At 69.5% G+C, this 21,484-nt stretch carries 20 protein-coding genes; 6 read left to right on the forward strand and 14 right to left on the reverse strand.

Translation table 11 applies throughout. The annotated features are described in order from the left end of the window. Positions 1-95: 95 nt before the first annotated feature. From AB0N61_RS15115 to AB0N61_RS15155, 9 genes are all read right to left on the reverse strand, one after another. The gene (locus AB0N61_RS15115; RefSeq protein ID WP_363365167.1) at positions 96-1,052 is read right to left on the reverse strand and encodes a siderophore-interacting protein; all 957 of its coding nucleotides are present in this window, start codon (positions 1,050-1,052) and stop codon (positions 96-98) included. After that, complete coding sequence (locus AB0N61_RS15120; RefSeq protein ID WP_363365168.1) at positions 1,042-1,842, reverse strand: ABC transporter ATP-binding protein; 801 nt, start codon at positions 1,840-1,842, stop codon at positions 1,042-1,044. The genes AB0N61_RS15115 and AB0N61_RS15120 overlap by 11 nt, the downstream gene beginning before the upstream one ends. Next, on the reverse strand, positions 1,839-2,909 hold the full coding sequence (locus tag AB0N61_RS15125) for an iron chelate uptake ABC transporter family permease subunit (RefSeq protein ID WP_363365396.1): 1,071 nt from the start codon (positions 2,907-2,909) through the stop codon (positions 1,839-1,841). Before AB0N61_RS15125 ends, AB0N61_RS15120 begins: the two co-directional genes overlap by 4 nt. 5 nt (positions 2,910-2,914) lie before the next feature. After that, positions 2,915-3,958, reverse strand: coding sequence for an iron ABC transporter permease (locus tag AB0N61_RS15130; RefSeq protein WP_363365169.1), 1,044 nt, complete (start codon positions 3,956-3,958; stop codon positions 2,915-2,917). Positions 3,959-3,990: 32 nt separating this feature from the next. Further along, positions 3,991-5,025, reverse strand: coding sequence for an iron-siderophore ABC transporter substrate-binding protein (locus AB0N61_RS15135; RefSeq protein WP_363365170.1), 1,035 nt, complete (start codon positions 5,023-5,025; stop codon positions 3,991-3,993). A 291-nt stretch (positions 5,026-5,316) separates the two neighbouring features. After that, the gene (locus tag AB0N61_RS15140; protein WP_056310329.1) at positions 5,317-5,520 is read right to left on the reverse strand and encodes a cold-shock protein; all 204 of its coding nucleotides are present in this window, start codon (positions 5,518-5,520) and stop codon (positions 5,317-5,319) included. A 75-nt stretch (positions 5,521-5,595) separates the two neighbouring features. Continuing rightward, positions 5,596-8,499, reverse strand: a complete 2,904-nt coding sequence (locus tag AB0N61_RS15145) for an AAA family ATPase (protein ID WP_363365171.1) — start codon at positions 8,497-8,499, stop codon at positions 5,596-5,598. Positions 8,500-8,567: 68 nt separating this feature from the next. Next, positions 8,568-8,819 carry a hypothetical protein gene (locus tag AB0N61_RS15150; RefSeq protein ID WP_363365172.1) on the reverse strand — a complete coding sequence of 84 codons (252 nt, stop codon included), beginning with the start codon at positions 8,817-8,819 and terminating at the stop codon, positions 8,568-8,570. 190 nt (positions 8,820-9,009) lie between these two features. Beyond that, positions 9,010-9,465: an SRPBCC family protein gene (locus tag AB0N61_RS15155; protein WP_363365173.1), complete on the reverse strand. Its 456-nt coding sequence runs from the start codon at positions 9,463-9,465 to the stop codon at positions 9,010-9,012. Between the two features lie 116 nt (positions 9,466-9,581). On the opposite strand from AB0N61_RS15155, the gene AB0N61_RS15160 reads away from it, so the two are divergent. Continuing rightward, the gene (locus AB0N61_RS15160; protein WP_363365174.1) at positions 9,582-10,616 is read left to right on the forward strand and encodes an FUSC family protein; all 1,035 of its coding nucleotides are present in this window, start codon (positions 9,582-9,584) and stop codon (positions 10,614-10,616) included. A gap of 67 nt (positions 10,617-10,683) precedes the next feature. On the opposite strand, the gene AB0N61_RS15165 is transcribed toward AB0N61_RS15160, so the two are convergent. Further along, positions 10,684-10,872, reverse strand: coding sequence for a hypothetical protein (locus AB0N61_RS15165; protein ID WP_363365175.1), 189 nt, complete (start codon positions 10,870-10,872; stop codon positions 10,684-10,686). Between the two features lie 98 nt (positions 10,873-10,970). Between AB0N61_RS15165 and AB0N61_RS15170 the strand changes: the two genes are divergently transcribed. Further along, entirely contained in the window at positions 10,971-11,639 is a 669-nt protein-coding gene (locus AB0N61_RS15170; protein ID WP_363365176.1) for a DNA alkylation repair protein, read from the forward strand. Positions 11,640-11,728: 89 nt separating this feature from the next. Here the strand turns inward: AB0N61_RS15170 and putP are convergent, their stop codons facing one another. Continuing rightward, positions 11,729-13,243, reverse strand: a complete 1,515-nt coding sequence (gene putP / locus AB0N61_RS15175) for a sodium/proline symporter PutP (protein WP_363365177.1) — start codon at positions 13,241-13,243, stop codon at positions 11,729-11,731. Positions 13,244-13,347: 104 nt separating this feature from the next. Here putP and deoD point away from each other — a divergent pair, with 104 nt between their 5' ends. Next, a complete protein-coding gene (deoD, locus tag AB0N61_RS15180) occupies positions 13,348-14,061 on the forward strand; it encodes a purine-nucleoside phosphorylase (protein ID WP_363365178.1) in 714 nt (237 codons plus the stop codon). A 70-nt stretch (positions 14,062-14,131) separates the two neighbouring features. Beyond that, positions 14,132-16,639: a DUF3516 domain-containing protein gene (locus AB0N61_RS15185; protein WP_363365179.1), complete on the forward strand. Its 2,508-nt coding sequence runs from the start codon at positions 14,132-14,134 to the stop codon at positions 16,637-16,639. Positions 16,640-16,645: 6 nt separating this feature from the next. Here AB0N61_RS15185 and AB0N61_RS15190 read toward each other — a convergent pair whose 3' ends face one another. From AB0N61_RS15190 to AB0N61_RS15200, 3 genes are read right to left on the reverse strand one after another with little or no spacing between them, the layout of a single operon-like run. Next, positions 16,646-17,614 (reverse strand): D-alanine--D-alanine ligase, encoded by a 969-nt coding sequence (locus tag AB0N61_RS15190; protein WP_363365180.1) that lies wholly within the window; start codon positions 17,612-17,614, stop codon positions 16,646-16,648. Then, a complete protein-coding gene (gene alr / locus AB0N61_RS15195) occupies positions 17,611-18,747 on the reverse strand; it encodes an alanine racemase (protein ID WP_363365181.1) in 1,137 nt (378 codons plus the stop codon). Before alr ends, AB0N61_RS15190 begins: the two co-directional genes overlap by 4 nt. Continuing rightward, positions 18,744-19,352 carry a M15 family metallopeptidase gene (locus tag AB0N61_RS15200; protein WP_363365182.1) on the reverse strand — a complete coding sequence of 203 codons (609 nt, stop codon included), beginning with the start codon at positions 19,350-19,352 and terminating at the stop codon, positions 18,744-18,746. The genes alr and AB0N61_RS15200 overlap by 4 nt, the downstream gene beginning before the upstream one ends. A gap of 102 nt (positions 19,353-19,454) precedes the next feature. Here AB0N61_RS15200 and AB0N61_RS15205 point away from each other — a divergent pair, with 102 nt between their 5' ends. Continuing rightward, positions 19,455-20,126 carry a response regulator transcription factor gene (locus AB0N61_RS15205; RefSeq protein WP_363365183.1) on the forward strand — a complete coding sequence of 224 codons (672 nt, stop codon included), beginning with the start codon at positions 19,455-19,457 and terminating at the stop codon, positions 20,124-20,126. A gap of 28 nt (positions 20,127-20,154) precedes the next feature. Continuing rightward, on the forward strand, positions 20,155-21,237 hold the full coding sequence (locus AB0N61_RS15210; protein WP_363365397.1) for a HAMP domain-containing sensor histidine kinase: 1,083 nt from the start codon (positions 20,155-20,157) through the stop codon (positions 21,235-21,237). The last annotated feature ends 247 nt before the right edge of the window (positions 21,238-21,484 follow it).

Raw genomic sequence — 21,484 nt, forward strand, 5'->3', positions numbered from 1 at the left:
CGGCGCGGCATCCGCAGGCACCACCCCGTTTTGGCTGATCGCACGCTGATTCACCCGAACGGGATGAGGTCCAGGTCGATCAGGGCCAGCAGGGGTCAGCCGCGCATGGCGACGCCGTGGCGCCAGTAGCCCATGAAGGCGACCTGCCCGCGGTCGATGCCGAGATCCTTCACGAGATGGCGGCGCAGTGTCGTGACGACGCCGCTCTCGCCGGCGATCCAGAAGTAGCGCTCCGCGGGAGCATCCGTCGCCGCGATGTCCTCGCCGAGGCCCGAGTAGTCGGGCGTCTCCCAGAGCAGATCCTCGGACTCGATGTCCTCCACGGATATCTCCTCGCCGGCATCCGCGTCACCGAGGTACTCGAGCACGGCGGGGATCAGGCGCACCCCGTGCGGCTCTCCGACCTCGCGAGGCAGCCAGTGCACCTCGACCCCGGCCGGAGCGTCGATGGGGAGGACATCGGCGGGCACCGGCACCTCGATGAAGGCGCAGCCGCGCAGGTCGCGTGGCGCGTCTTCGAGGATGCGCGCGATCGCCGGTGCCGCGGTCTCATCGCCGGCCAGCACGACCGAGGCCGCAGAACCGGGCTCGTATTCGGCACCGTGATGATCGGCGGCCGACACTCCGCGACGCGGGCCGACGATGAACAGCTCCTGTCCGGCAGCCGCAGCATCCGCCCAGCGCGAGGCCGGACCACTCAGCCCCGGTGCCAGGTGCAGCACGAAGTCGACGTCGAGCTCGGTGCCCTGCGCGGTCACCCGCAGGTCGCGCACCGAGTACGTGCGCATCGATCCGCGCTCGGCCTCGGGAACGGCGAGGTACGACCCCCACCAGTCGTCGGTGTCGCGGTCGATGTCGGGGAGGATGCCGGATGCCGGCGGGAAGACGAGCTTGATCCGAGAGTCGAAGGTGTCGCCCGGGGTGCCGAACCCGTCGAGCTCGGAGCCGCCGAACGTGACCCGCACGAAGTTCGGCGACACCCGTTCGACTGCGCGCACCTCGGCGCGGGCGAGCACGTAGGTGGGACGTTCGGTCGTGGTCTCAGCGGACATGATGCCTTCCGATCGGGGTGACCATCGGCTTGCCCGAGACGGGGTCGATGGTGATCTGGTTCGCGAGGTCGAAGACCTCTTCGACGAGCTGGGCTGTCACGACGTCCTGCGGAGCACCGGTGGCGTGCACCCTGCCCTCCTTCATCGCGACGAGCTCGTCGGAGTATCGCGCGGCGAGATTGAGGTCGTGCAGCACCATGACGATCGTGGTGCCGCGCGAGACGCTCAGATCGGTGAGCAGATCGAGCACCTCGACCTGGTGGGCGACGTCGAGGAACGTGGTGGGCTCGTCGAGCAGCAGGATGTCGGTCTCCTGCGCGAGCGCCATCGCGATCCACACGCGCTGACGCTGACCGCCCGACAGCTCGTCGACGCTGCGGTCCGCGAGTTCGGTGGTGCCGGTCGCAGCCAGAGCATCCGCGACGACCTCGTAGTCGTGGGCGCTCCAGCGAGCCAGCACCTTCTGATGCGGATGCCGCCCTCTGCCGACCAGATCGGCGACCGCGATCCCCTCGGGCGCCACCGGCGACTGCGGCAGCAGGCCGAGGACGCGCGCGACTTCCTTGGTGGGGCGCGCGTGCACGGACTTGCCGTCGAGCACGATCCGACCGGCCGTCGGCGAGAGCAGGCGCGCGAGCGAGCGCAGCAGCGTCGACTTGCCGCATCCGTTCGCTCCGACGATCGTGGTGATCTTGCCCGGCGCGATCGCGAGGTCGAGGCCGTCGATGATCGTCCGGTCGCCGTAGGCGAGGGTGACGGACTCCGCCGTCAGAGTGTGCGCCTCGGTCACAGGGAGCCTCCCGAGCGGTTCGTGCGGATGAGCAGGTAGATGAGATACGGAGCGCCCAGCACGCCGGTGATCACGCCGACCGGGTAGCGCTCGCCGAACGCGAACTGACCGATGAGGTCGCCCCCGAGCACGAGCACCGCGCCGATGAACGCGCTGGGCACGAGCAGGTTCGCTCCGGGCCCGGTGATGCGGGCCGCGATCGGGCCCGCCATGAACGCGACGAACGCGATGGGGCCGGTGGCGGCGGTCGCGAAGGCGAGCAGTGCCACGGCGCCGAGGATGAAGAACAGGCGCGTGGTGTTGACCCGCACGCCGAGACCGGATGCCGAATCGTCGCCGAGCTGCATCGCCCCGAGCGCGCGTCCCTGCAGGAGCAGGAGCGGCAGGATGACGACCGCGGCGATCGCGAGTGGCATCACGCGTTCCCACGAGGCGTTGTTCAGACTGCCGGTGAGCCACTGCATCGCCGTCTGGATGTCCCAGTTCGCGGCCCTCGACAGCATGTACGAGATGATGCTCTGCAGCATCGCCGCGACACCGATGCCGATGAGGATCAGTCGTGTGCCCGCGAAGCCGTTCTTGATCGACAGCAGGTAGATGATCCCGGCGGTGAGGATCGCCCCCGCGAGCGCGAGGAGCGACACGATCGGGCCGTTGACCGACAGCACGATGATGCCGAACACCGCCGCGGCACCCGCGCCGTTCGAGATGCCGATGATGTCGGGCGAGGCGAGCGGGTTGCGCAGCAGCGTCTGGAACGAGACGCCGGCGATGCCGAACGCGAAGCCGGCGAGGATGGCGAGCACCGCCCGCGGCAGGCGCAGCTCGCCGACGGTGAACGACGCCCCCGGCACGGTCTCGCCGAGGATCACGCGGATCACCTCGTCGAGCGGATAGAACGTGTTGCCGATCATCAGCGCCACGGTGAACAGCACGAGCAGCAGCGCACCGAGCACGATCGTGGCCACGGCGTGCCGGCGGTGACGGGAACGGCGGCCCGCGATGAGGGCGGCGACGTCGCGGGTGCGGGCGGATGCTGCCGGAGTCTGGGCGGCGGCGCGGTCGATGGTGCTCACAGTTCACGCACCTTCTGACGACGGACGATCCAGATGAAGAACGGGGCGCCGATGATGGCGGTGATGATGCCGACCTGGATCTCCTCCGACGTCGGCGAGATGACGCGGCCGACGATGTCGCTCGCCAGCAGCAGCGCTGCACCGGCCACGGCCGAGAACGGCAGCAGCCAGCGGTGGTCGGTGCCGATCAGCATCCGGCAGACATGCGGGATCACGAGGCCGACGAAGCCGATGGGTCCGGCGATCGCCGTGGCTGCTCCCGCGAGGATCACGGCGCCGAGGGCCGACATGAGACGTGTGCGGAACACGTGCTCGCCGAGGCCCTTGGCCATGTCGTCGCCGAGCGCGAGGGAGTTCATGCCCCGGGCGCTGGCGAAGCAGATCAGCGCACCGAGCGCGAGCACGGGGGCGGTGATGGCGATGCGCGGCCATTCCGCGCCGCCCACTCCGCCGATCTGCCACGACTGGAACGCCTGTAGCAGGTCGACGCGCGGCAGCATGATGGCGCTGATGAGCGAGGCGAAGGCGGCGGAGGTCGCGGCCCCCGCGAGGGCGAGCTTGAGGGGCGTGGCGCCGCCCCGGCCGAGCGATCCGACGGTGTAGACGAAGGCCGCGGCGAGGGCGGCGCCTATGATCGCGAGAGCCATCTGGCTGTAGGCGTCGGTGAGGCCGAGGAAGGCGAGGCCGAACACCACGGCGAGCGATGCGCCGTTCGAGACGCCGAGGATTCCCGGGTCGGCGATCGGGTTGCGGGTGACCGCCTGCATCGTCGCGCCGGAGAGGGCGAGGGCAGCACCGACGAGGATCGCGAGCACCGTGCGCGGGAGGCGCTTGATGATCGACGCCTGTGCGAGGGTGTCGTCCTGCCCGCTCAGCGCGGCGAAGATGTCGTCGATGCTCACGGAGCGCACGCCGAAGCAGATCGACAGGATGCAGAGAACGAGCAGCACTGCGAGACCGGCGAGCAGCCAGAGCGAGCGCGCCCATGCCGGGCGCCGCAGATCTGCGGTGCCCGGCAGGGGAACGGTGACAGCGGTCACGGGAATTCAGTGTGCGGAGGTGACGCGCGAGGTCACTTCGCGGCGAGCGGTGCTGCCAGCAGGCCCAGGTAGTCGGACAGGCCCCACGGGATCGACAGCGGCGACGGGTTCGCCGATGCCGCGATCGGGGTGGAGTCGGGCAGGATCACGATGTTGCCCGCGGCGATGGCCGGGATCTTCGACAGCAGCGGATCGGCCTGCAGGGTGGCGATGAGCGAGTCGTCGCCGTACGTGACGAACACGTCGACGTCGTCGAAGGCGTCTGCTTCTTCGGAGCTGACCGAGAGGTAGAACTGGTCGCTGTCGGCGTTCTCCTCGACGATCGACGGGAGCGGCAGGCCCAGGTCGTCGTGCAGGTAGCCGGGGCGCGTGTCGATCGCCGTGTAGTAGCCGACCTGGCTCAGGTCGCTCGGGTCGATGTAGGCGAACAGCACCTTCTTGTCCTTGAGCGCGCTGTTCTCTTCGAGCGCGGCCTCGGCGTCGGCGTGCAGCTCTTCGATGAGGGCGTCGCCCTCTTCCTCGAGCCCCAGCGCCTTGGAGTTCAGCTCGATCATCTCGTCGACCGGGGTGCCCCAGGCGACCTCGGGGTAGGCGACGACCGGGGCGATCTTCGAGAGCTGGTCGTACTCCTCCTGCGTCAGACCCGAGTATGCCGCGAGGATGACGTCGGGCTGCGTGTCGGCGACGGCCTCATAGTCGATGCCGTCGGACTCGTCGAACAGCACGGGCTCCTCGCCGCCGAGCTCGTCGAGCTTCTCCTCGACCCAGGGCAGGATGCCGTTGTCGTCGTCGTCACCCCAGGAGGCCTTGCTCATGCCGACGGGCACGATGCCGAGGGCCAGCGGCACCTCGTGGTTCGCCCAGGCGATCGTGGCGACGCGCTCGGGCTTCTCTTCGATCGTGGTCTCACCGAACACGTGCTCGACCGTGACGGGAAAGGCGCTGTCGTCGGCGGGGTTGCCGCCGGCGGAGTCGGAGTTCGAGTCGGTCGACGAGGTCGCGCAGGCCGTGAGGCCGACGGCCAGAGCGGCGGCGACGCCGGCGGCGATGAGACGAGAAGTGCGCACGGGCGTTCCTTCGGGTTGGGATGAGGGGGCTCGGCGCGGATGGGCGCCTCGGCTTTGGTAAGCCTGGCCTAATCTAACAGAAAGTTAGGCAAGCCTCATCTCGGGTCGAGATCAGCCGGGGCCACTTGCGCACCCCACCGGCCAGTCGGGGCCACTTCCGCACCGCAAATCAGCGATTCGGATGCCGAACTGACCCCGCACAGCATCCGACCGCACTGCGCATACCCCGGGCATGCGAAAAGCCGGCCGGATCCGTGAGGATCCGACCGGCTTCAGGAAGTCAGCGCGCGCTCAGAGAGCGCGGATGTTCGCCGCCTGCATGCCCTTGGGGCCACGCTCAGCGTCGAATTCGACCTTCTGGTTCTCGCGGAGCTCCTTGAAACCGGAGCCGGCGATTGCCGAGTAGTGGGCGAAAAGGTCGTCCGTGCCGTCATCGGGAGCGATGAAGCCGAAGCCCTTTTCCGCGTTGAACCATTTCACAGTGCCAGTGGCCATGTGTTTTCTACTTTCTTTTCAAACGGCCGCTTGCGCGGCCCACGCTGTGACGGAACGTCCGTCATACGCGCGTGCTCAACGTATCACGGCAGCCTGACCAGTGTCCCGGAATATTGCCTTCCTCTGACGGACAGCAGCCTCCGTGCGGGTGCTGACGCCGAGTTTGCGCAGCACGGCCGACACGTGAACGCTCACCGTCTTGACGCTGATGAAGAGCCGGTCGCCGATCTGGCGGTTGCTCAGACCCTCGGCGATCAGTTCGAGCACCTGGCGCTCGCGGGCGGTGAGCGGATCGACATCCGACTCAGCATCAGCGGGCCGGGATGCTGAGCCGGCGCCGAACGGTGCGGCGAGGCCCGCCGCCGCGCGGAACTCATCGACAGCTCGACCCAGCGGAACGTGCCCCAGGTGCTCGGCTTCGCGCGTCGCGTCCGCGAGCACGGCGCTCGCCTCGCCTCGTTCACCCGCGCCGACGAGTGCGCGAGCGAGAGCCAGACGCGTGGTCACCGCGAACGTCACGGGGACGTCCCGGTCATCAGCGAGTTCGACCGCCCGTCGCAGCGCCGGGACGGACGGAGAGAGGAATGCCTCGAGGATCCCCTCCCACCGGCCACCTCGCAGCTGCGCCGGCTGAGCGTGCCAGGCATCGCGCACGTCGACGACCGCCCCCTCGACCTCGACGCCGGACGCCCGCAGCTCGGCGATGAACCACGCCGCTTCGAGCATCAGCCGACGCTGGTGCAGCGACACCGGCCCCGAATCGGCGAGCATTGCCCTGACCTCACCGAGCGCCTCAGCGAGATCGCCCCGCCCCTCGGCCACGGAGACGCGCATCATGACCTCGTCGTACCAGATCTGACGTTCGACCCGACCGGTCTCCTCGAACGCGGGGTGCCACTCGCGCACGATCTCGGCCGCCTCCTCGTGCCTGCCGCGCCAGGAGAGCACGCGGACGCGCGTCATCGTGGAGTACATGTGCGAGATGCGCAGCGTCCTCTGCGCGAGCTCGCGCGCCAGCATGCCCTCGACCCGATCGATCTCCCCCATCTCGAGCAGGGGCACCGCCATGTTCTGCGTCATCAGAGCACCCGTCGTGCGCTCGACACCGAAGGCGCGTGCCGGAGCGAGCCCCTCTTCGGCCACCCTGACGGCGTCGCGATAGCGGCCCAGCAGGCCGAGCAGATCCGAGTAGTTGACCCGATATCTCATCTCGGCGTTCGTGCCCTTGGCGAGCTGCAGAGCGAGCGCGTATTCGCGGTGCGCCGCGTCGAGGTCGCCGAGGTGTGCGCGGGCTCCGCCGCGGACGTTCGCGGCGATCGAGGCCTCGTCGTCCGACCCGGCGCGCACCGCGCGCTCACCCGCCTCCGCCGCCAGGGCGATCGCCTCCTCGAGGCGCCCCGAGATCATGTAGCGACTCGCGAGCTGATTGAGCACCGACGCCCGCAGCCGGTCGTCGTCGACGCTCGACTCGAGGATGTCGAGCGCCTGCTGCAGCAGGGGGATCGACCCGGCCCGGCCGAGATTCATCGTGTAATACGCCTTGTCGCGCAGCAGTCGCGCGTGCATGCGAGGGTCGACCGTCGCAGGGTCGAGTTCGTCGAGGGCGAGCTCGGCCACCGCGAGCGCCCGCTCTCCGTCACCGGCATTGCGCAGCACGGAGCCGAGGGTGCGCAGCACCTCGAGGCGCTCCATGCTCACCACGGCCTCGGCATCGGGCACCTGGATCCACAGTTCGAGAGCCAGCTCACCGAAACGGGCGGCGCTGGCGAAGGCGAACCGCGACTTGGCGTCGGCCATCGCGGCGACGGCCGCAGCGAGCGCCCGCCGGTCGTCTTGCGCGAGCTGCCAGTGATACGCGAGCGCGGCAGGGTCGGCCGTGTCCGACCCGGCACAGTTCTCTTCGAGGGCCTCGGCATATGCCCGGTGCAGCCGCGCCCTCTCGCCCGGCAGCAGATCGTCGTGCACGGCTTCGCGCAGCAGCGCGTGCCGGAAGCGGTAGTCGTCATCGACCACGACGAGGATGCCGCTGAGCGTCGCCTCGCGGATGGCCTCGTCGAGGCGCGCCTCAGGCAGGCCCGCCAGGCGGGTGACGAGCGGATGCGTCAGCGGACGCTCGGCCCCCGAGACGACCTGCACCACCCGCCTGGCGTCATCGCTGAGACGGTCGAAACGCGCGAGCAGCAGGTCGCGCAGGCTGCCGGGCAGAGGCCCCGTCGAGCACCCGGCCAGTTCTTCGACGAAGAAGGGCACGCCTTCGGCACGGTCGTGGATGCGGTCGAGAGCCGCGTCGGTGACGGGCTGCCCGGTGAGCGACTCGACGAGCGCCCGCACCGCGGCGGAGTCGAGGCGGTCGATCACGACCCTCTCGAGCAGACGCGCACGAGTGGACTCGGCGATGAAGCGGCTCACTGCATCGCCGCGACGCACGTCATCGGACCGGCAGGTCAGGATCAGCAGGACGCGACCGTGACCGAGGGTGCGCAGGAGGAAGGAGAGCAGAGCGAGGGTCGACTCGTCAGCCCAGTGCAGGTCTTCGACGACGAGGACCTGCGGCGCGTGCTCGGCCGCCGCCTCGATGAGGGCGGCGATCGCATCGCGGAGGCGATCGGGGCTGGTCTGCGACCGCTCGGTGGGGTTGAGCTCGGGCAGCAGCATGCCGAGCGCTTCGACGCCGACGCCGATCTCTTCCCGCACGCGATCGGCACCCAGGCTCGCGACGATCGATCGAAGGATGCCGGCCAGCGGCCCGAAGGGCGTGCGGGAAGCCCCGAGATCGAGGCACCACCCGACGTGCACGTCTGCGCGGTTCGCCACCTCGGCGCTGAACTCCCGCAGCAGTCGGGACTTGCCGATGCCCGCCTCCCCCTCGATCAGCGCGGCGACGGGCACACCGTCGACCGAGCGGCGGAACAGTTCGCGGATGGTCGCGAGCTCGGCCTCTCGGCCGACCATCGCGGCGGTGGGAGCGGACGGGGGCATGGATTCATCGTGCCACTCTCCTCCGACATCCGGGATGGCGCTGATGTCCGCCGGGAGCGGAGCGGCGATCACCGGGCGGGAGCCGGTTCGCAGCCTGCGGGCGCGTGCCGCTCGGGCTGTCGCGCCGCATCCGTCCCCGCGCCGCGCGAGGCGCCGGCCGCGTGCAGCAGCCGCCCGGCCAGACGTCGCACCGGGCCGGGCTGGCGACGGACGATCCGGTCCCTGTGCTCCTCGATGACGCGGCGACGTTCGGCCGCGTGGGCGAGCTGCTCCTGGTCGAAATGGGTCGACGTGTACGCGAGATACGGGTGCTCGAACATGACATCTCCTCGGTGTGCGATGTCCTCAGCATCCGCTCTGAGTCACCCCGACAGCATCGGGAGGATGCCCTATCTTCCGGTTCGAGAGTCCCTAGACGACGCCGGGCGTCAGGCGCTCGCCGAGCAGGCAGCGAAAGAGGTCCGAGCGGTGATGGGGGCACCACCGCTCGGACCTCGGCTCAGGGGTCGATCAGGCGTCGACGTCGCCGCGCCAGGCACCGGTCTCGGTGCCGCGCTTCTCCATGAACTCCTTGAAGTTCTGAAGATCCTTCTTCACGGCGTGCGACCCCGCACCCACCAGCGAGCCGACCTTCTCGAGAAGACCCTCGGGCTCCCAGTCGATCTGCACGGTCACGCGGGTCGTGAGGTCTTCGATCTTGTGGAAGGTCACGACGCCCGCATGCTCCGTCTCGCCGCCGATGCTGTTCCACGCGACCCGCTCGTCGGGGTGCTGCTCGGTGATCTCCGCGTCGAACTCGCGCGTCGCGCCGCCGACGTTCACCTTCCAGCGCGTGTGGGTGTCGTCGAGCTGGACGATGGACTCCACCTCGTCGAGGAACTGCGGGAAGCTCTCGAACTGCGTCCACTGGTTGTACGCCACGTCGATGGGAACGTGTACGTCGATGGTCTCGATGATCTGCGCCATGTGATGCTCCTCGCTGTTCGTCGGTCGTGTCATCCCATTCAGCGACGTTCGACGAGTCTTGGCGACGGGGTTGACATCGCGGATGACGGCAGTCGCTAGCCGAGTAGCGTTGCATCATGCGCATCCACGCCGCGATCCGCGCCTCGAAGCGCTCACCCCTGCTGCAGGTGGTGAAGTCCGCCGCGGCGACGATCGCCGCGTGGCTGCTCGCGGGATGGGTCGTTCCGGGGCAGCTCCCCGTGTTCGCCGCGATCGCGGCTCTGCTCGTCGTGCAGCCCAGCGTCAACCAGTCGCTCTCCAAGGCGCTCGAACGCAGCATAGGCGTGATCGTCGGCGTGGTGATCGCGGTGGCGCTGGGCCTTCTGCTCGGTTCGCCGAGCTGGATCGTGCTGCTCGCGATCGTCGTCGCGATGCTCGTGGCGTGGGCCCTCCGGGCGACGCCGGGCACGGGCAACCAGGTCGCGATCTCGGCGATGCTCGTGCTCGCCCTGGGATCGACGCCGGAGTACGCGATCGCGCGAATCGTCGAGACGCTGATCGGCGTGGTCATCGGCATCGTCGTGAACGCCCTGATCGTGCCGCCCGTGCTGGTCGCCCCGGCTCGTCGCGACCTCGGGCTGCTCGGCAGCGAGCTCGCCTCGAGCCTCGACCGCTTGGCCGACGCGCTGCCCGAGCCGCAGAGCGCCGCGAAGCTGCAGGAGCTCATGCTCGAAGCCCGACTGCTTCGTCCGATGAAGGATGCCGCAGAGGCGTCGATCGCCGCGGGCGAAGAGTCCCTGACGCTGAACCCGCGCCGGTCGACCCACCGCGAAGAGCTCGTCGAGATGCGCTCACTGCTGGAACGGCTGTCGCCCATCGTGACGCAGACCATCGGCATGACCCGGGCCTACTTCGACCACTACGACGACTCCATCGGCGAGGAACCGGCCGTCACGGCCATCGCGGAGCAGCTGCGGCGTGCGGGGCACGATGTGCGACTGGCGGTGCAGATCGCCGACGTGTCCCCGGAGCCCGAGGCCCTGACCTCGGCGATCCCGGCGCTCACGGCACCCCTCGTCATCCGGCCTCCGTCGTCGACGCACTGGATCCTGATCGGGTCGCTGATGGAGGACCTCCGGCGCATCCGCGGGGAGCTCGTCGACGAGGAGTGATCCGGTCGCGCCCGTGATCCCGGCGACGCGCGTCCGGGCTCAGGCCACGGCGCGCGCCGCCGCCCCGTCAGTCGCGCTCGGGGTCGTCGGCGAGCACGTCGCCGTCGTCGTCTGAGGCAGGGGAGGAGGGGACGACCGTCGGCGGCTCACCCTTGTTGTCCTCGGTGCCGAGGTTGTCGTTCTCCTCGGCGCCGGGCGACGGCTCGGTGCTGATGTCGTTGCGGTCGGTGCTGATGTCGTCGCTGTCGCGAGTCATGGCATGTCCCTTCGTCGGAGTTCGATCTCCTGCAGATTACGGCCGCCTGCCCGCAGAAGCCCGGGCCTTGACAAGTGCCGCGGGCCTACCCTGGTGGCATGTCCGACATGACCGCCGCCGAGGCCCTGGCAGAACTCGCCGCTCTGGAGGATCCGAAGATGCGCGCCGCGAACGAGAAGCGCGGCGACGATCACGGCATCAATCTCAGCCGCATGCGCTCGCTCGCCAAGCGCATCAAGACCGACCAGTCGCTCGCGAAGGAGCTGTGGGCGACGGGCGACACCGCCGCCCGCTTGCTTGCTCTGCTGATCTGCGCGCCGAAGCAGTTCACCGCCGACGAACTCGATGCGATGCTGCGACAGACTCAGGCCCCCAAGGTCAACGACTGGTTCGTGAACTACGTCGCCAAGAAGACTCCCCTGGCCGAGGAACTGAGGTTGCGCTGGTTCGACGACGCCGACCCGACGGTCGCCGCGGCGGCCTGGTCGCTCACGACCGTGCGCGTCGCGAAGGATGCCGATGGGGTGGACCTCGAGCACCTGCTCGACCTGATCGAGCAGGACCTCAAGACCGCCCCGAAGCGACTGCAATGGGCGATGAACGAGACTCTCGCGAACATCGGGATCTTCCATCCGGAGTTGCGGGCCAGGGCCCTCGAGATCGGGGAGCGCCTGCAGGTGCTCGCCGACTATCCCACCGCCCCGGGGTGCACCTCGCCGTTCGCGCCGATCTGGATCGGTGAGATCGTGCGGCGGCGCGAGGGCTGAGCCCCGGCGCGAGGGCTGAGCCCCGGCGCGAGGGCTGAGCCCCGGCGCGAGGGCTGAGCCCCGCATCCGGCGGCGCAGCCCCGCGCGGATCAGGGTGTGTCGCCGACCGCGTGCGGACGCGGCACGGCGAGCATCGCACCGGTGTCGGTGAACTCCTGTTGGATCTCCTCGTTGTGCCGATAGGTGGCGAGGCTGACGACGACAGCGGCGATGAACGCGAACACGAACGCGGGCAGGAGCTCGTACAGCCCCGTGTCGAGCGCCTTCCACACGAACACCGTGACCGCGCCGACGAACATGCCGGCGAGCGCACCCCAGTTCGTGAGCTTGCGCCAGAAGAGGCTGAGCAGGATGATCGGCCCGAACGCGGCGCCGAAACCGGCCCACGCGAAGGACACCAGGCCGAGGATCGAGTCGTTCGGCGTGATCGCGAGGATGATCGCGATGATCGCGACCACCAGCACCGCCATCCGCCCCATCAGCACCAGACGCTTGTCGGATGGCGGGGTCTTGCGGGCCACCTTGTAGAGATCCTCGACCAGGGCCGACGAGCAGACGACCAGCTGGCTGGACACGGTGCTCATGATGGCGGCCAGCACCGCGGCGAGCACGAGACCGGCGACGAACGGATGCAGCAGCGTCTGAGACATCAGCAGCACCACCGTCTCGGGGTTGTCGAGGGTGACCCCCTGTTGCGCCATGTACGCGATGCCGACGAGACCCGACACCACGGCGCCGCCCATCGCGACGACCATCCAGGACATGCCGATGCGGCGCGCGCTCTTCGCCTCCTGCGGCGAGCGCAGTGCCATGAAGCGGACGATGATGTGCGGCTGTCCGAAATAGCCGAGGCCCCATGCCAGCGCCGAGACGATGGCGAGGAACGTGCCGCCGGTGACGGCTCCGCCGCCGAGCAGCGAAAGGAAGCCCTCTCCGCCGTTCTCGGTGATCAGCGACGCCGTCTCGCCGAGTCCGCCGATCGCGATGACGGCCGCGACCGGCACGACGACCAGCGCGATCACCATCATCAGCCCCTGCACGACGTCGGTGAGCGAGGCTCCGAGGAACCCGCCGAAGAGCGTGTAGAGCAGGGTGACGCCGCCGACCAGCAGCATCCCGAACAGGTAGTCCCCGTTGAACGAGCTCTCGAAGAAGACCCCCGCGGCGACCATGCCCGACGAGATGTACAGCGTGAAGAACACCAGGATGATGAGGCCCGAGGCGATGCGCAGCGAGCGACTCCTGTCGCGCAGGCGGTTCTCGAAGTAGCTGGGGATCGTGATCGAGTTGCGCGACACCTCGGTGTAGGCGCGGAGGCGCGGGGCCACCAGCAGCCAGTTGAGGTAGGCGCCTATCGTCAGTCCGATCGCGATCCACGCCTCGATCAAGCCGGCCGCATAGATCGCGCCGGGGAGTCCCATGACGAGCCATCCCGACATGTCGGCCGCGCCGGCACTGATCGCCGCGACCCACGGGGGCAGGTTGCGGCCGCCGAGCATGTAATCCTCGTGATCGTCGGTGCGCTTATAGGCGAAGTATCCGATGAGCAGCATGCCGGCGAAGTACAGCCCGAGCGCGCCGTACAAGAAGATCTGGTCGGACATCGTCGTCCCCCTCCGCGGTGCCGATCACCGCTCGGTACCGATGATCTCAAGGCGGGCGCCGAGCCCCGGCGCGCCACGCAGAGAGCGCTGGTTACGCTGAAGACATGAGCACGCACATCGCCGCACAGCCCGGTCAGATCGCCCCCGTCGTCCTGTTCCCCGGCGACCCGCTGCGGGCGAAGTGGATCGCCGAGACCTTCCTCTACGACGCGGAGCTCTACTCCGAGACCCGCGGGATGCTGGGATACACCGGCACCTGGGAGGGGCACCGCGTCTCGGTGCAGGGCTCGGGCATGGGCCAGCCGTCGATGGCGATCTACGCCAACGAGCTGTTCGACGAGTACGACGTGCAGACCATCGTGCGCGTCGGCTCGTGCGGCGCGCTGACCGAGAAGCTGCAGGTGCGAGACATCGTCATCGCGAACGGCGCCTGCACCGACTCGGGCATCAACCGCGTGCGCTTCCACGGACTCGACTACGCGCCCGTCGCCGACTTCGGGCTGCTGAGGGCCGCGGTCGAGGCGAGCGAATCGGAACCTCTGGACTCCGCCGTGCACGTGGGGCTGCTCTTCTCGAGCGACCAGTTCTACAGCACCCGGCCCGAGCTGACCGAGCCTTTCGTGCAGCACGGGGCGCTCGGGGTCGAGATGGAGGCCGCGGGGCTGTACACCCTCGCCGCGTACTACGGTCGACGCGCGCTGGCCATCTGCACGGTGTCGGATCACATCGTCACGGGTGAGCAGACCACGGCCCAGGAGCGCGAGCAGACGTTCGGCGACATGATCCGGATCGCGCTGCGCGCCGCAACCTCGGTCTGAGCATCCCCTCGGGACTCCGCCCTCCACCCCGGCGCGCGGTTGTCCGTCCGCTGGATGAAAGGATCGGGGTATGACCCTCGACCCGACCGCGCTGCCCGACGGCTCCGATGCGGATGCCGTCTACACGGCGTTCGTCGAATGGGCCGAGTCGACCGGCATCAGCCTCTACCCCGCGCAGGACGAGGCGGTCATCGAGATCGTCTCGGGCAACAACCTGATCCTCTCGACGCCCACCGGCACCGGCAAGTCGCTCGTCGCCGTCGGCGCGCACTTCGCCGCGATGGTCGAGGGGCGCCGCTCGTTCTACACGGCACCGATCAAGGCGCTGGTGAGCGAGAAGTTCTTCTCCCTCGTCGACACCTTCGGGGCGGAGAACGTCGGCATGATCACGGGCGACTCGTCGGTGAACGCGGATGCCCCGATCATCTGCTGCACCGCCGAGATCCTCGCGAACCTGGCACTGCGCCAGGGTGCGGATGCCGCGGTGCACCAGGTCGTCATGGACGAGTTCCACTTCTACGCCGACCCGGACCGCGGATGGGCGTGGCAGGTTCCGCTGCTCGAGCTGCCGCAGGCGCAGTTCATCCTCATGTCGGCCACCCTCGGCGACGTCTCGCAGCTGTCGAGCGACCTCACCCGCAGAACAGGCCGCGACACGGCATCCGTCACGGGCGTCGAGCGCCCCGTTCCGCTGCACTACTTCTATGAGACGACGCCGATCCACGAGACGATCGACGATCTGCTGGGCACCGGCCAGGCGCCGATCTACGTCGTGCATTTCTCGCAGGCCGCCGCGATGGAGCGGGCCCAGGCGCTGTCGAGCACGAAGGTCGCCACCCGCGAACAGCGCGACGAGATCGCCGCCCTGATCGGCGGCTTCCGTTTCACGACCGCCTTCGGCAAGACACTCTCGCGGTTCCTTCGCGCCGGTATCGGCGTGCATCATGCCGGGATGCTGCCGAAGTATCGGCGCCTCGTCGAACAGCTCGCTCAACGCGGGCTGCTGCGCGTGATCTGCGGCACCGACACCCTCGGCGTCGGCATCAACGTGCCGATCCGCACCGTGCTGCTCACGGCTCTGACCAAGTTCGACGGCACCCGGATGCGGCAGCTCAGCGCCCGTGAGTTCCACCAGATCGCCGGTCGCGCTGGCCGCGCGGGCTTCGACACCGCCGGCACCGTCGTGGCACAGGCGCCCGAGCACGAGACCGAGAACATCGCCGCGATCAAGAAGGCCGGCGACGACCCGAAGAAGAAGCGCAAGATCATCCGCAAGAAGGCACCGGACGGCTTCGTGTCGTGGGGTGAGCCCTCGTTCCGCAAGCTCATCGACGCCGAGCCCGAGACCCTGACCTCTCACATGCAGATCACCAGCGCCATGATGCTCAACGTGATCGGGCGCGGCGGCGATGTGTTCGGCAACATGCGCGCGCTGGTCTACGACAACCATGAGCCGCGCGCGAGGCAGCGCGAGCTGGCGCTTCGAGCCATCGGCATCTACCGCACGCTGCTCGAATCGGGCGTCGTCGAGCAGACCCCCGACGGCGAGATCCGCCTGACGGTCGACCTGCAGCCGAACTTCGCCCTGAACCAGCCGCTGTCGCCCTTCGCCCTCGCGGCGTTCGAACTGCTCGACCGCGACCCTGCCGCCGGCACCGGAACCGGATCGTATGCCTTGGACATGATCTCGATCGTGGAGTCCACGCTCGACGATCCGCGGGCGATCCTCGGCCAGCAGGAGTTCCTGGCGCGGGGCGAGGCGGTCGCCTCCATGAAGCGCGAGGGCATCGAATACGACGAGCGCATGGAGCTGCTCGAGGAGATCACCTACCCGAAGCCGCTCGACGAGCTGCTGACCGCCGCGTTCGAGACGTTCAGCGCGGCGCAGCCGTGGATCCGCGACTTCGAGCTGCACCCGAAATCCGTCGTGCGCGACATGTACGAGCGAGCCATGTCGTTCGGGGAATATGTCGCGTACTACAAGATCGCGCGCTCCGAGGGCGTCGTGCTGCGCTACCTCTCCGATGCGTACCGGGCGGCCTCGCAGACGATCCCCGAGGAGGCGAAGGACGAGGATCTCCGCGACCTCATCGAGTGGCTGGGCGAACTCGTGCGCCAGGTCGACTCGAGCCTGCTCGACGAGTGGGAGGAACTCGTCAACGGCGTGCTGCATGGCCCGGACGACGAGCCGATCGTGCCGCCGGCGCCGAAGCGGCTGACCTCGAATGTGCGCGCCTTCCGCACCCTCGTGCGCAACGAGCTGTTCCGGCGTGTGCAGCTCGCCGCCCGCGGAGACGTCGCTGCCCTCGCTGAGCTCGATCCGTCGTTCGGCGCCGACGCCTGGTCGGATGCGCTCGACGGCTACTTCGCCGATCACGACGAGATCCTCACCGGCGCGAACGCGCGCAGCTCGCAGTTGCTGCTCCTCACCGAGGGCGCGACCGAGTGGACCGTCCGGCAGATCCTCGACGATCCGGCGGGCGATCACGACTGGGGCATCTCGGCCACGGTCGACCTCGCCGCCTCCGATGAGGAGGGCGCGGCGGTCGTCACGGTGACGGGCGTCGACCGCCTCTGACCCCGGTCAGCCGACGCGCGCGGGCACCCGCACCTCGGCGGCACGCACGAGCCGTGACACCAGGTCGACGTACGACACATCCGCCGCCGCGAACATGCGCGGTGCCTGCGAGGCCGCGGTCAGCCCCGGCATGGTGTTGACCTCGTTCAGCACCGGCCCCTCGGCCGTGAGGAAGAAGTCCATCCGGGCGACGCCCGCACAGCCGAGGGCGTCGAACATGGTCAGCGCCGCACGCGTGAGAGAGGTCGTCTCGTCGGCCGACAACCGCGCGGGCACGGTGAACCGCGCACTGCCGTCGTACTTCATCGCGGTGTCGAAGAGCCCGGAGGCATGGATCTCGAGCGGCGGCGCCGCCCAGCGCACCCCGCCCGCCTCCCGGAGCACGGCCACGTCGATCTCGCGCCCCTGCACCACCTCCTCGATGAGGATGCGGGTGTCGAACCGTGCTGCGTCGCGCAGCGCCGGCCCGAGTTCGTGCTCCTCCCGCACGAGCGAGACGCCGTAGCTCGATCCGGCAGAGACGGGTTTCACGACCACGGGGCCCTCGAACTCGGCATCCCCGCAGTCCGCCGCCCGCACGACCCGTCCGCGCGCCGTTCGCAGCCCCGCGGCCTCGGCGATGAGCTTGGTGACCCACTTGTCCATGCCGAGGGCTCCCGCGCGCAGACCCGATCCGACCACGCCCACCCCCGCGAGCGCGCACAGTGCCGCGAGCGCACCGTCCTCGCCCAGGGATCCATGCACGGCGGGGAATACGACGTCGCACTGGGCGAGAAGCGGCATGACCGACGCGAGGGACTCGGCGGCGGTGGCACCCTCCGAGACGCCCGCCACCTCCCACACGCCCTGCCGCGAGATCGTCACCGTGCTCACGTCGTATCCCCCAAGACGCAGGGCCTCGGCCACGGCCGCCGCAGAGGCGAGTGACACCTCGTGCTCGGCGTTCTGCCCGCCCCCGATCACCAGTACCCTCATGCGATCGCTCTCTCGACTCGCGGGCCGATCCCCGTGACGACCGTGTGCGGGATGCTCCCCGCCCAGAGCGCCCATTCCTGCACGCTCGGCACCGCACCACCGTCCGGACCGAGGATCACGGCTGTCGCGCCCCTCGGCACTGCCCGCTCCCCCGTGTCGACGACGATCTGATCCATCGACACGCGACCGACGATCGGGCACCGGACGCCGTCGATCGCCACCCCTGCGCCCGCATCGAGCTCTCGCGGGATGCCGTCGGCATATCCGACGCCGATCACGCTCACGTGGGTGCTGCGCGTCGTCACGTAGGCGCCGGCGTAGCCGACGGGTGTTCCGGTCGGCACGACGCTGCTGTGCACGACGGATGCGGTCAGCCGCGCAGCCCCCTGCAACACGACGGACTCCGACGGGTCGATGCCGACGAGCCCCGCCCCGACGCGCACCATGTCGAAGTGCGTGGCGGCATCCGTCAGCGTGCCCGACGTCGCCGCGAGGTGCACGAGCACAGGGCCGAAACCGGCGCGCAGCACGGCATCCCTCGCCTGTCGCATTCGCAGCACGGCCGGCGCGTTACGCGCGGGCGCGGCGGCGTCGGCATCCGGCAGATGCCCCATCACCCCGACGACATCGATGCGACCGCGACCCGCGCGCGCCACCCGCAGCAGCTCCGCCCACTCAGCCAGCGGCACGCCACCCCGCGACATCCCGGTGTCCATGTGCAGATGCACCCGCACGCATCCGCTCGACACCGCAGAGGCATCCGCGATCAGCTGGCGCAGTTCCTCGACCGACCCGACGGCGACGTCGACGCGATCCGCGACGACCTGCGCGACGTCGACCCCGGCCGGATTGAGCCACGCGAGGATCGGCGCCTCGACGCCGCCCTCACGCAGCGCAGCGGCATCCTCGGCATCCGTGATTCCGAGCCACTCGGCTCCGGCCCCGATCGCCGCGCGAGCGACGGTGGCCGCGCCGAGGCCGTAGCCGTCGGCCTTGACGACCGCCATGAGGCGAGCATCGGTGGCCGAGCGCATCCGCTCGACGTTCGCGGCGATCGCGTCGGGAATCGTCTGCAGGGTCGGCGGGTGCACGCGAGAGAGGGTGAGGCGTGGAGAGGTGAGTGCCGTGGTCATCGCTGCGTCCTCGGGTCTGCGGTCGGGTCGTCGTACATCAGCGGGCAACCGTTCGCCGCAGCTGCCGGGCGCAGCTCGAAGTGCCAGCGCTCGTTCGCGTAGATCTGGCAGAGGCCGAAGTCCGCGCCTTTGCGCGACAGCCAGTCCTGCGCCGCGAGTGGGCCGAGGTCGACCGCGTCCCCCGACACGTGCTCGGAGTTCTCCGGGGTGGCCACCCAGCGGGCCGCCTCCTCCTCGGATCCGTACTCGATGACCGCATCCTGCCGCAGCACCTGCTGGTACGCGGCCGACCTCCATCCGCTGTTCACGTGCATACTCACACCGTCCTGTTCGGCCGCCGTCGCAGCAGCCCGCACCGCGGCGAGCAGATCGCTGTCGAGGTTGCTCACGGCCGGCGTCTCGTCGAAGACCGAGACGGCGCCCTCCTCCCGGATCACGCCGTCCGCCTCGGTGAGGGATGAGGGCGAGACGGTCGGAGAGACGGATGCCGACGCCAGCGACTGCTGGCCGATCAGCACGACGGCGCCGGTGAGGGCGGCGGCGAGCAGGGCGATCCCGATCACCGTGGCGACCCGGCGGCGCCCGAGGGCAGTGCGTATGTTCATGTCCTCAGTCAAGAAGGGACGCTGTTGCGACGACGTATGCGCTTTTGCATATGCTCCCGATATGCCCGGGTGCGTAAGCTCTGAGCACATGGGAGCTGTGTCGTGCGCGTGCTGATCGTCGAGGACGAGCCCTATCTCGCCGAGGCCGTGCGCGACGGGCTGCGGCTCGAGGCGATCGCCGCCGACATCGCCGGCGATGGCGACACGGCTCTGGAGCTGCTCAGCATCAACTCCTACGACCTCGCCGTGCTCGACCGAGACATTCCGGGGCCCTCCGGCGATGACGTCGCCCGCTCGATCGTGGCGTCCGGCAGCGGCATCCCGATCATCATGCTGACCGCCGCCGACCGCCTCGACGACAAGGCCTCAGGGTTCGAGATCGGTGCCGACGACTATCTGACCAAGCCGTTCGAGCTGCGCGAGCTGGTGCTGAGGCTGCGCGCCCTCGACCGTCGCCGCCAGCGCGTGCGCCCTCCCGTGCTCGAGGTGGCGGGTCTGCGGCTCGACCCGTTCCGCCGCGAGGTCTTCCGCGACGGGAAGTACGTCGCCCTGACCCGCAAGCAGTTCGCCGTGCTCGAGGTGCTCGTCGAGGCCGCCGGCGGAGTCGTGAGCGCCGAGCAGCTGCTCGAACGCGCGTGGGACGAGAACGCCGACCCGTTCACGAACGCCGTGCGCATCACGGTCTCGTCGCTGCGCAAGCGGCTGGGGGAGCCGTGGCTCATCCTCACGGTTCCGGGCGTCGGCTACCGCATCGGGACGGATGCCGATGGCTGACCTCACCCGCCCGAAGCGGCGCCGCGGCATGAGCGCCCGCTGGAAGCTCACCCTCAGCTATGCGGGGGTCGTGGTGGTGTCAGGGGTGCTGCTGCTCGCGGCCGTGGCGCTGTGGCTGCTGCGCTACGTGCCGGACACCGGCCTCTATACGCAGCTCGGTCAGTGGGTGCCGAACCGCTCCGACCTCATCCGCGCGTTCATCCCCGCCGCGGTCGTCGTCATGCTCGTGCTGCTCGCGATCGGCATCGGCGGGGGCTGGATCATCGCCGGACGCATGCTCGCGCCGCTCGACCGCATCGGACGCGCGGCCCAGCTCGCCGCCCAGGGGTCGCTCTCGCACCGGGTCGCCCTCGAGGGTCCGCGCGACGAGTTCCGCGACCTGGCCGACGTCTTCGACTCGATGCTCGAGCAGCTCGAGGCGCATATCGGCGAGCAGCAGCGGTTCGCCGCCAACGCCTCGCACGAGCTGCGCACTCCCCTGGCGATCTCGCAGACCATGCTGGAGGTCGCCCGCAACGACCCCGACCGCGACGTCGATGCGCTGATCGACCGGCTGCACGAGGTCAACGCGCGGGCGATCGAGCTGACCGAGGCGCTGCTGATGCTCAGCCGCGCCGAGCGCCGGACCTTCACGCGCGAGCCGATCGACCTCTCGCTGCTCGCCGAGGAGTCGGTCGAGACGCTGCTGCCCCTCGCCGAGCGCCGCGGCGTGACGATCGACGTGGGCGGCGACACGGCGCAGGTGCTCGGATCGCCGGCCCTGCTGCAGCAGCTGATCACGAACCTGATGCACAACGCGATCGTGCACAATCTGCCCGCGGACGGCACCGTCGTCGTACGCACGCATGTCCTGCCGCACGCCGTGGCACTGGTCGTCGAGAACACCGGTGCCGTACTGCCCCCGCATCGCGTCGCGACCCTCGTCGAGCCCTTCCAGCGGGGCTCTGAGCGGGCCCGAAACGACGATCACGGGGGCATCGGACTCGGGCTCGCCATCGCGCAGCGCATCGCGCAGGCGCATGACGGATCGCTCGTGCTCACCGCTCGCGAGAGCGGCGGGCTGAACGTGACGGTGTGGCTGCCGCATCCGTTCCCCCGGCCACTGGCCTGAGTTCCCGTCTGGGTTCGGGTCGTGTCGGGCGGGGGGCGGGCGCCCGGACCTCTGGGCTTGCGCCGTTTGCAGGACGGAGGCACGGATGCAGGACCAGAAGCCGTGTTCCACCCCGCATCCGTGCCCGGCTCCTGCAGACGGACCGGCACGGACGACCCGGACCGGGCCGCACACCCGCATGCTCAGATCACAAATGCATGCCGATACCCCCTGATCTCGGCATGCATCCGTGATCTCGACCTGCAAG

The sequence above is a fragment of the Microbacterium sp. NPDC089320 genome, from assembly GCF_040684875.1.
Lineage (GTDB): Bacteria > Actinomycetota > Actinomycetes > Actinomycetales > Microbacteriaceae > Microbacterium.

Coding starts and splice junctions, on each gene's coding strand:
- AB0N61_RS15150 (WP_363365172.1), bottom strand. CDS start 8,819: ATGTTCGAGCACCCGTATCTCGCGTACACGTCGACCCATTTCGACCAG.
- alr (WP_363365181.1), bottom strand. CDS start 18,747: ATGACCACGGCACTCACCTCTCCACGCCTCACCCTCTCTCGCGTGCAC.
- AB0N61_RS15145 (WP_363365171.1), bottom strand. CDS start 8,499: ATGCCCCCGTCCGCTCCCACCGCCGCGATGGTCGGCCGAGAGGCCGAG.
- AB0N61_RS15155 (WP_363365173.1), bottom strand. CDS start 9,465: ATGGCGCAGATCATCGAGACCATCGACGTACACGTTCCCATCGACGTG.
- AB0N61_RS15190 (WP_363365180.1), bottom strand. CDS start 17,614: ATGAGGGTACTGGTGATCGGGGGCGGGCAGAACGCCGAGCACGAGGTG.
- AB0N61_RS15210 (WP_363365397.1), top strand. CDS start 20,155: ATGAGCGCCCGCTGGAAGCTCACCCTCAGCTATGCGGGGGTCGTGGTG.
- AB0N61_RS15160 (WP_363365174.1), top strand. CDS start 9,582: ATGCGCATCCACGCCGCGATCCGCGCCTCGAAGCGCTCACCCCTGCTG.
- AB0N61_RS15165 (WP_363365175.1), bottom strand. CDS start 10,872: ATGACTCGCGACAGCGACGACATCAGCACCGACCGCAACGACATCAGC.
- deoD (WP_363365178.1), top strand. CDS start 13,348: ATGAGCACGCACATCGCCGCACAGCCCGGTCAGATCGCCCCCGTCGTC.
- AB0N61_RS15200 (WP_363365182.1), bottom strand. CDS start 19,352: ATGAACATACGCACTGCCCTCGGGCGCCGCCGGGTCGCCACGGTGATC.
- putP (WP_363365177.1), bottom strand. CDS start 13,243: ATGTCCGACCAGATCTTCTTGTACGGCGCGCTCGGGCTGTACTTCGCC.
- AB0N61_RS15185 (WP_363365179.1), top strand. CDS start 14,132: ATGACCCTCGACCCGACCGCGCTGCCCGACGGCTCCGATGCGGATGCC.
- AB0N61_RS15140 (WP_056310329.1), bottom strand. CDS start 5,520: ATGGCCACTGGCACTGTGAAATGGTTCAACGCGGAAAAGGGCTTCGGC.
- AB0N61_RS15170 (WP_363365176.1), top strand. CDS start 10,971: ATGTCCGACATGACCGCCGCCGAGGCCCTGGCAGAACTCGCCGCTCTG.
- AB0N61_RS15115 (WP_363365167.1), bottom strand. CDS start 1,052: ATGTCCGCTGAGACCACGACCGAACGTCCCACCTACGTGCTCGCCCGC.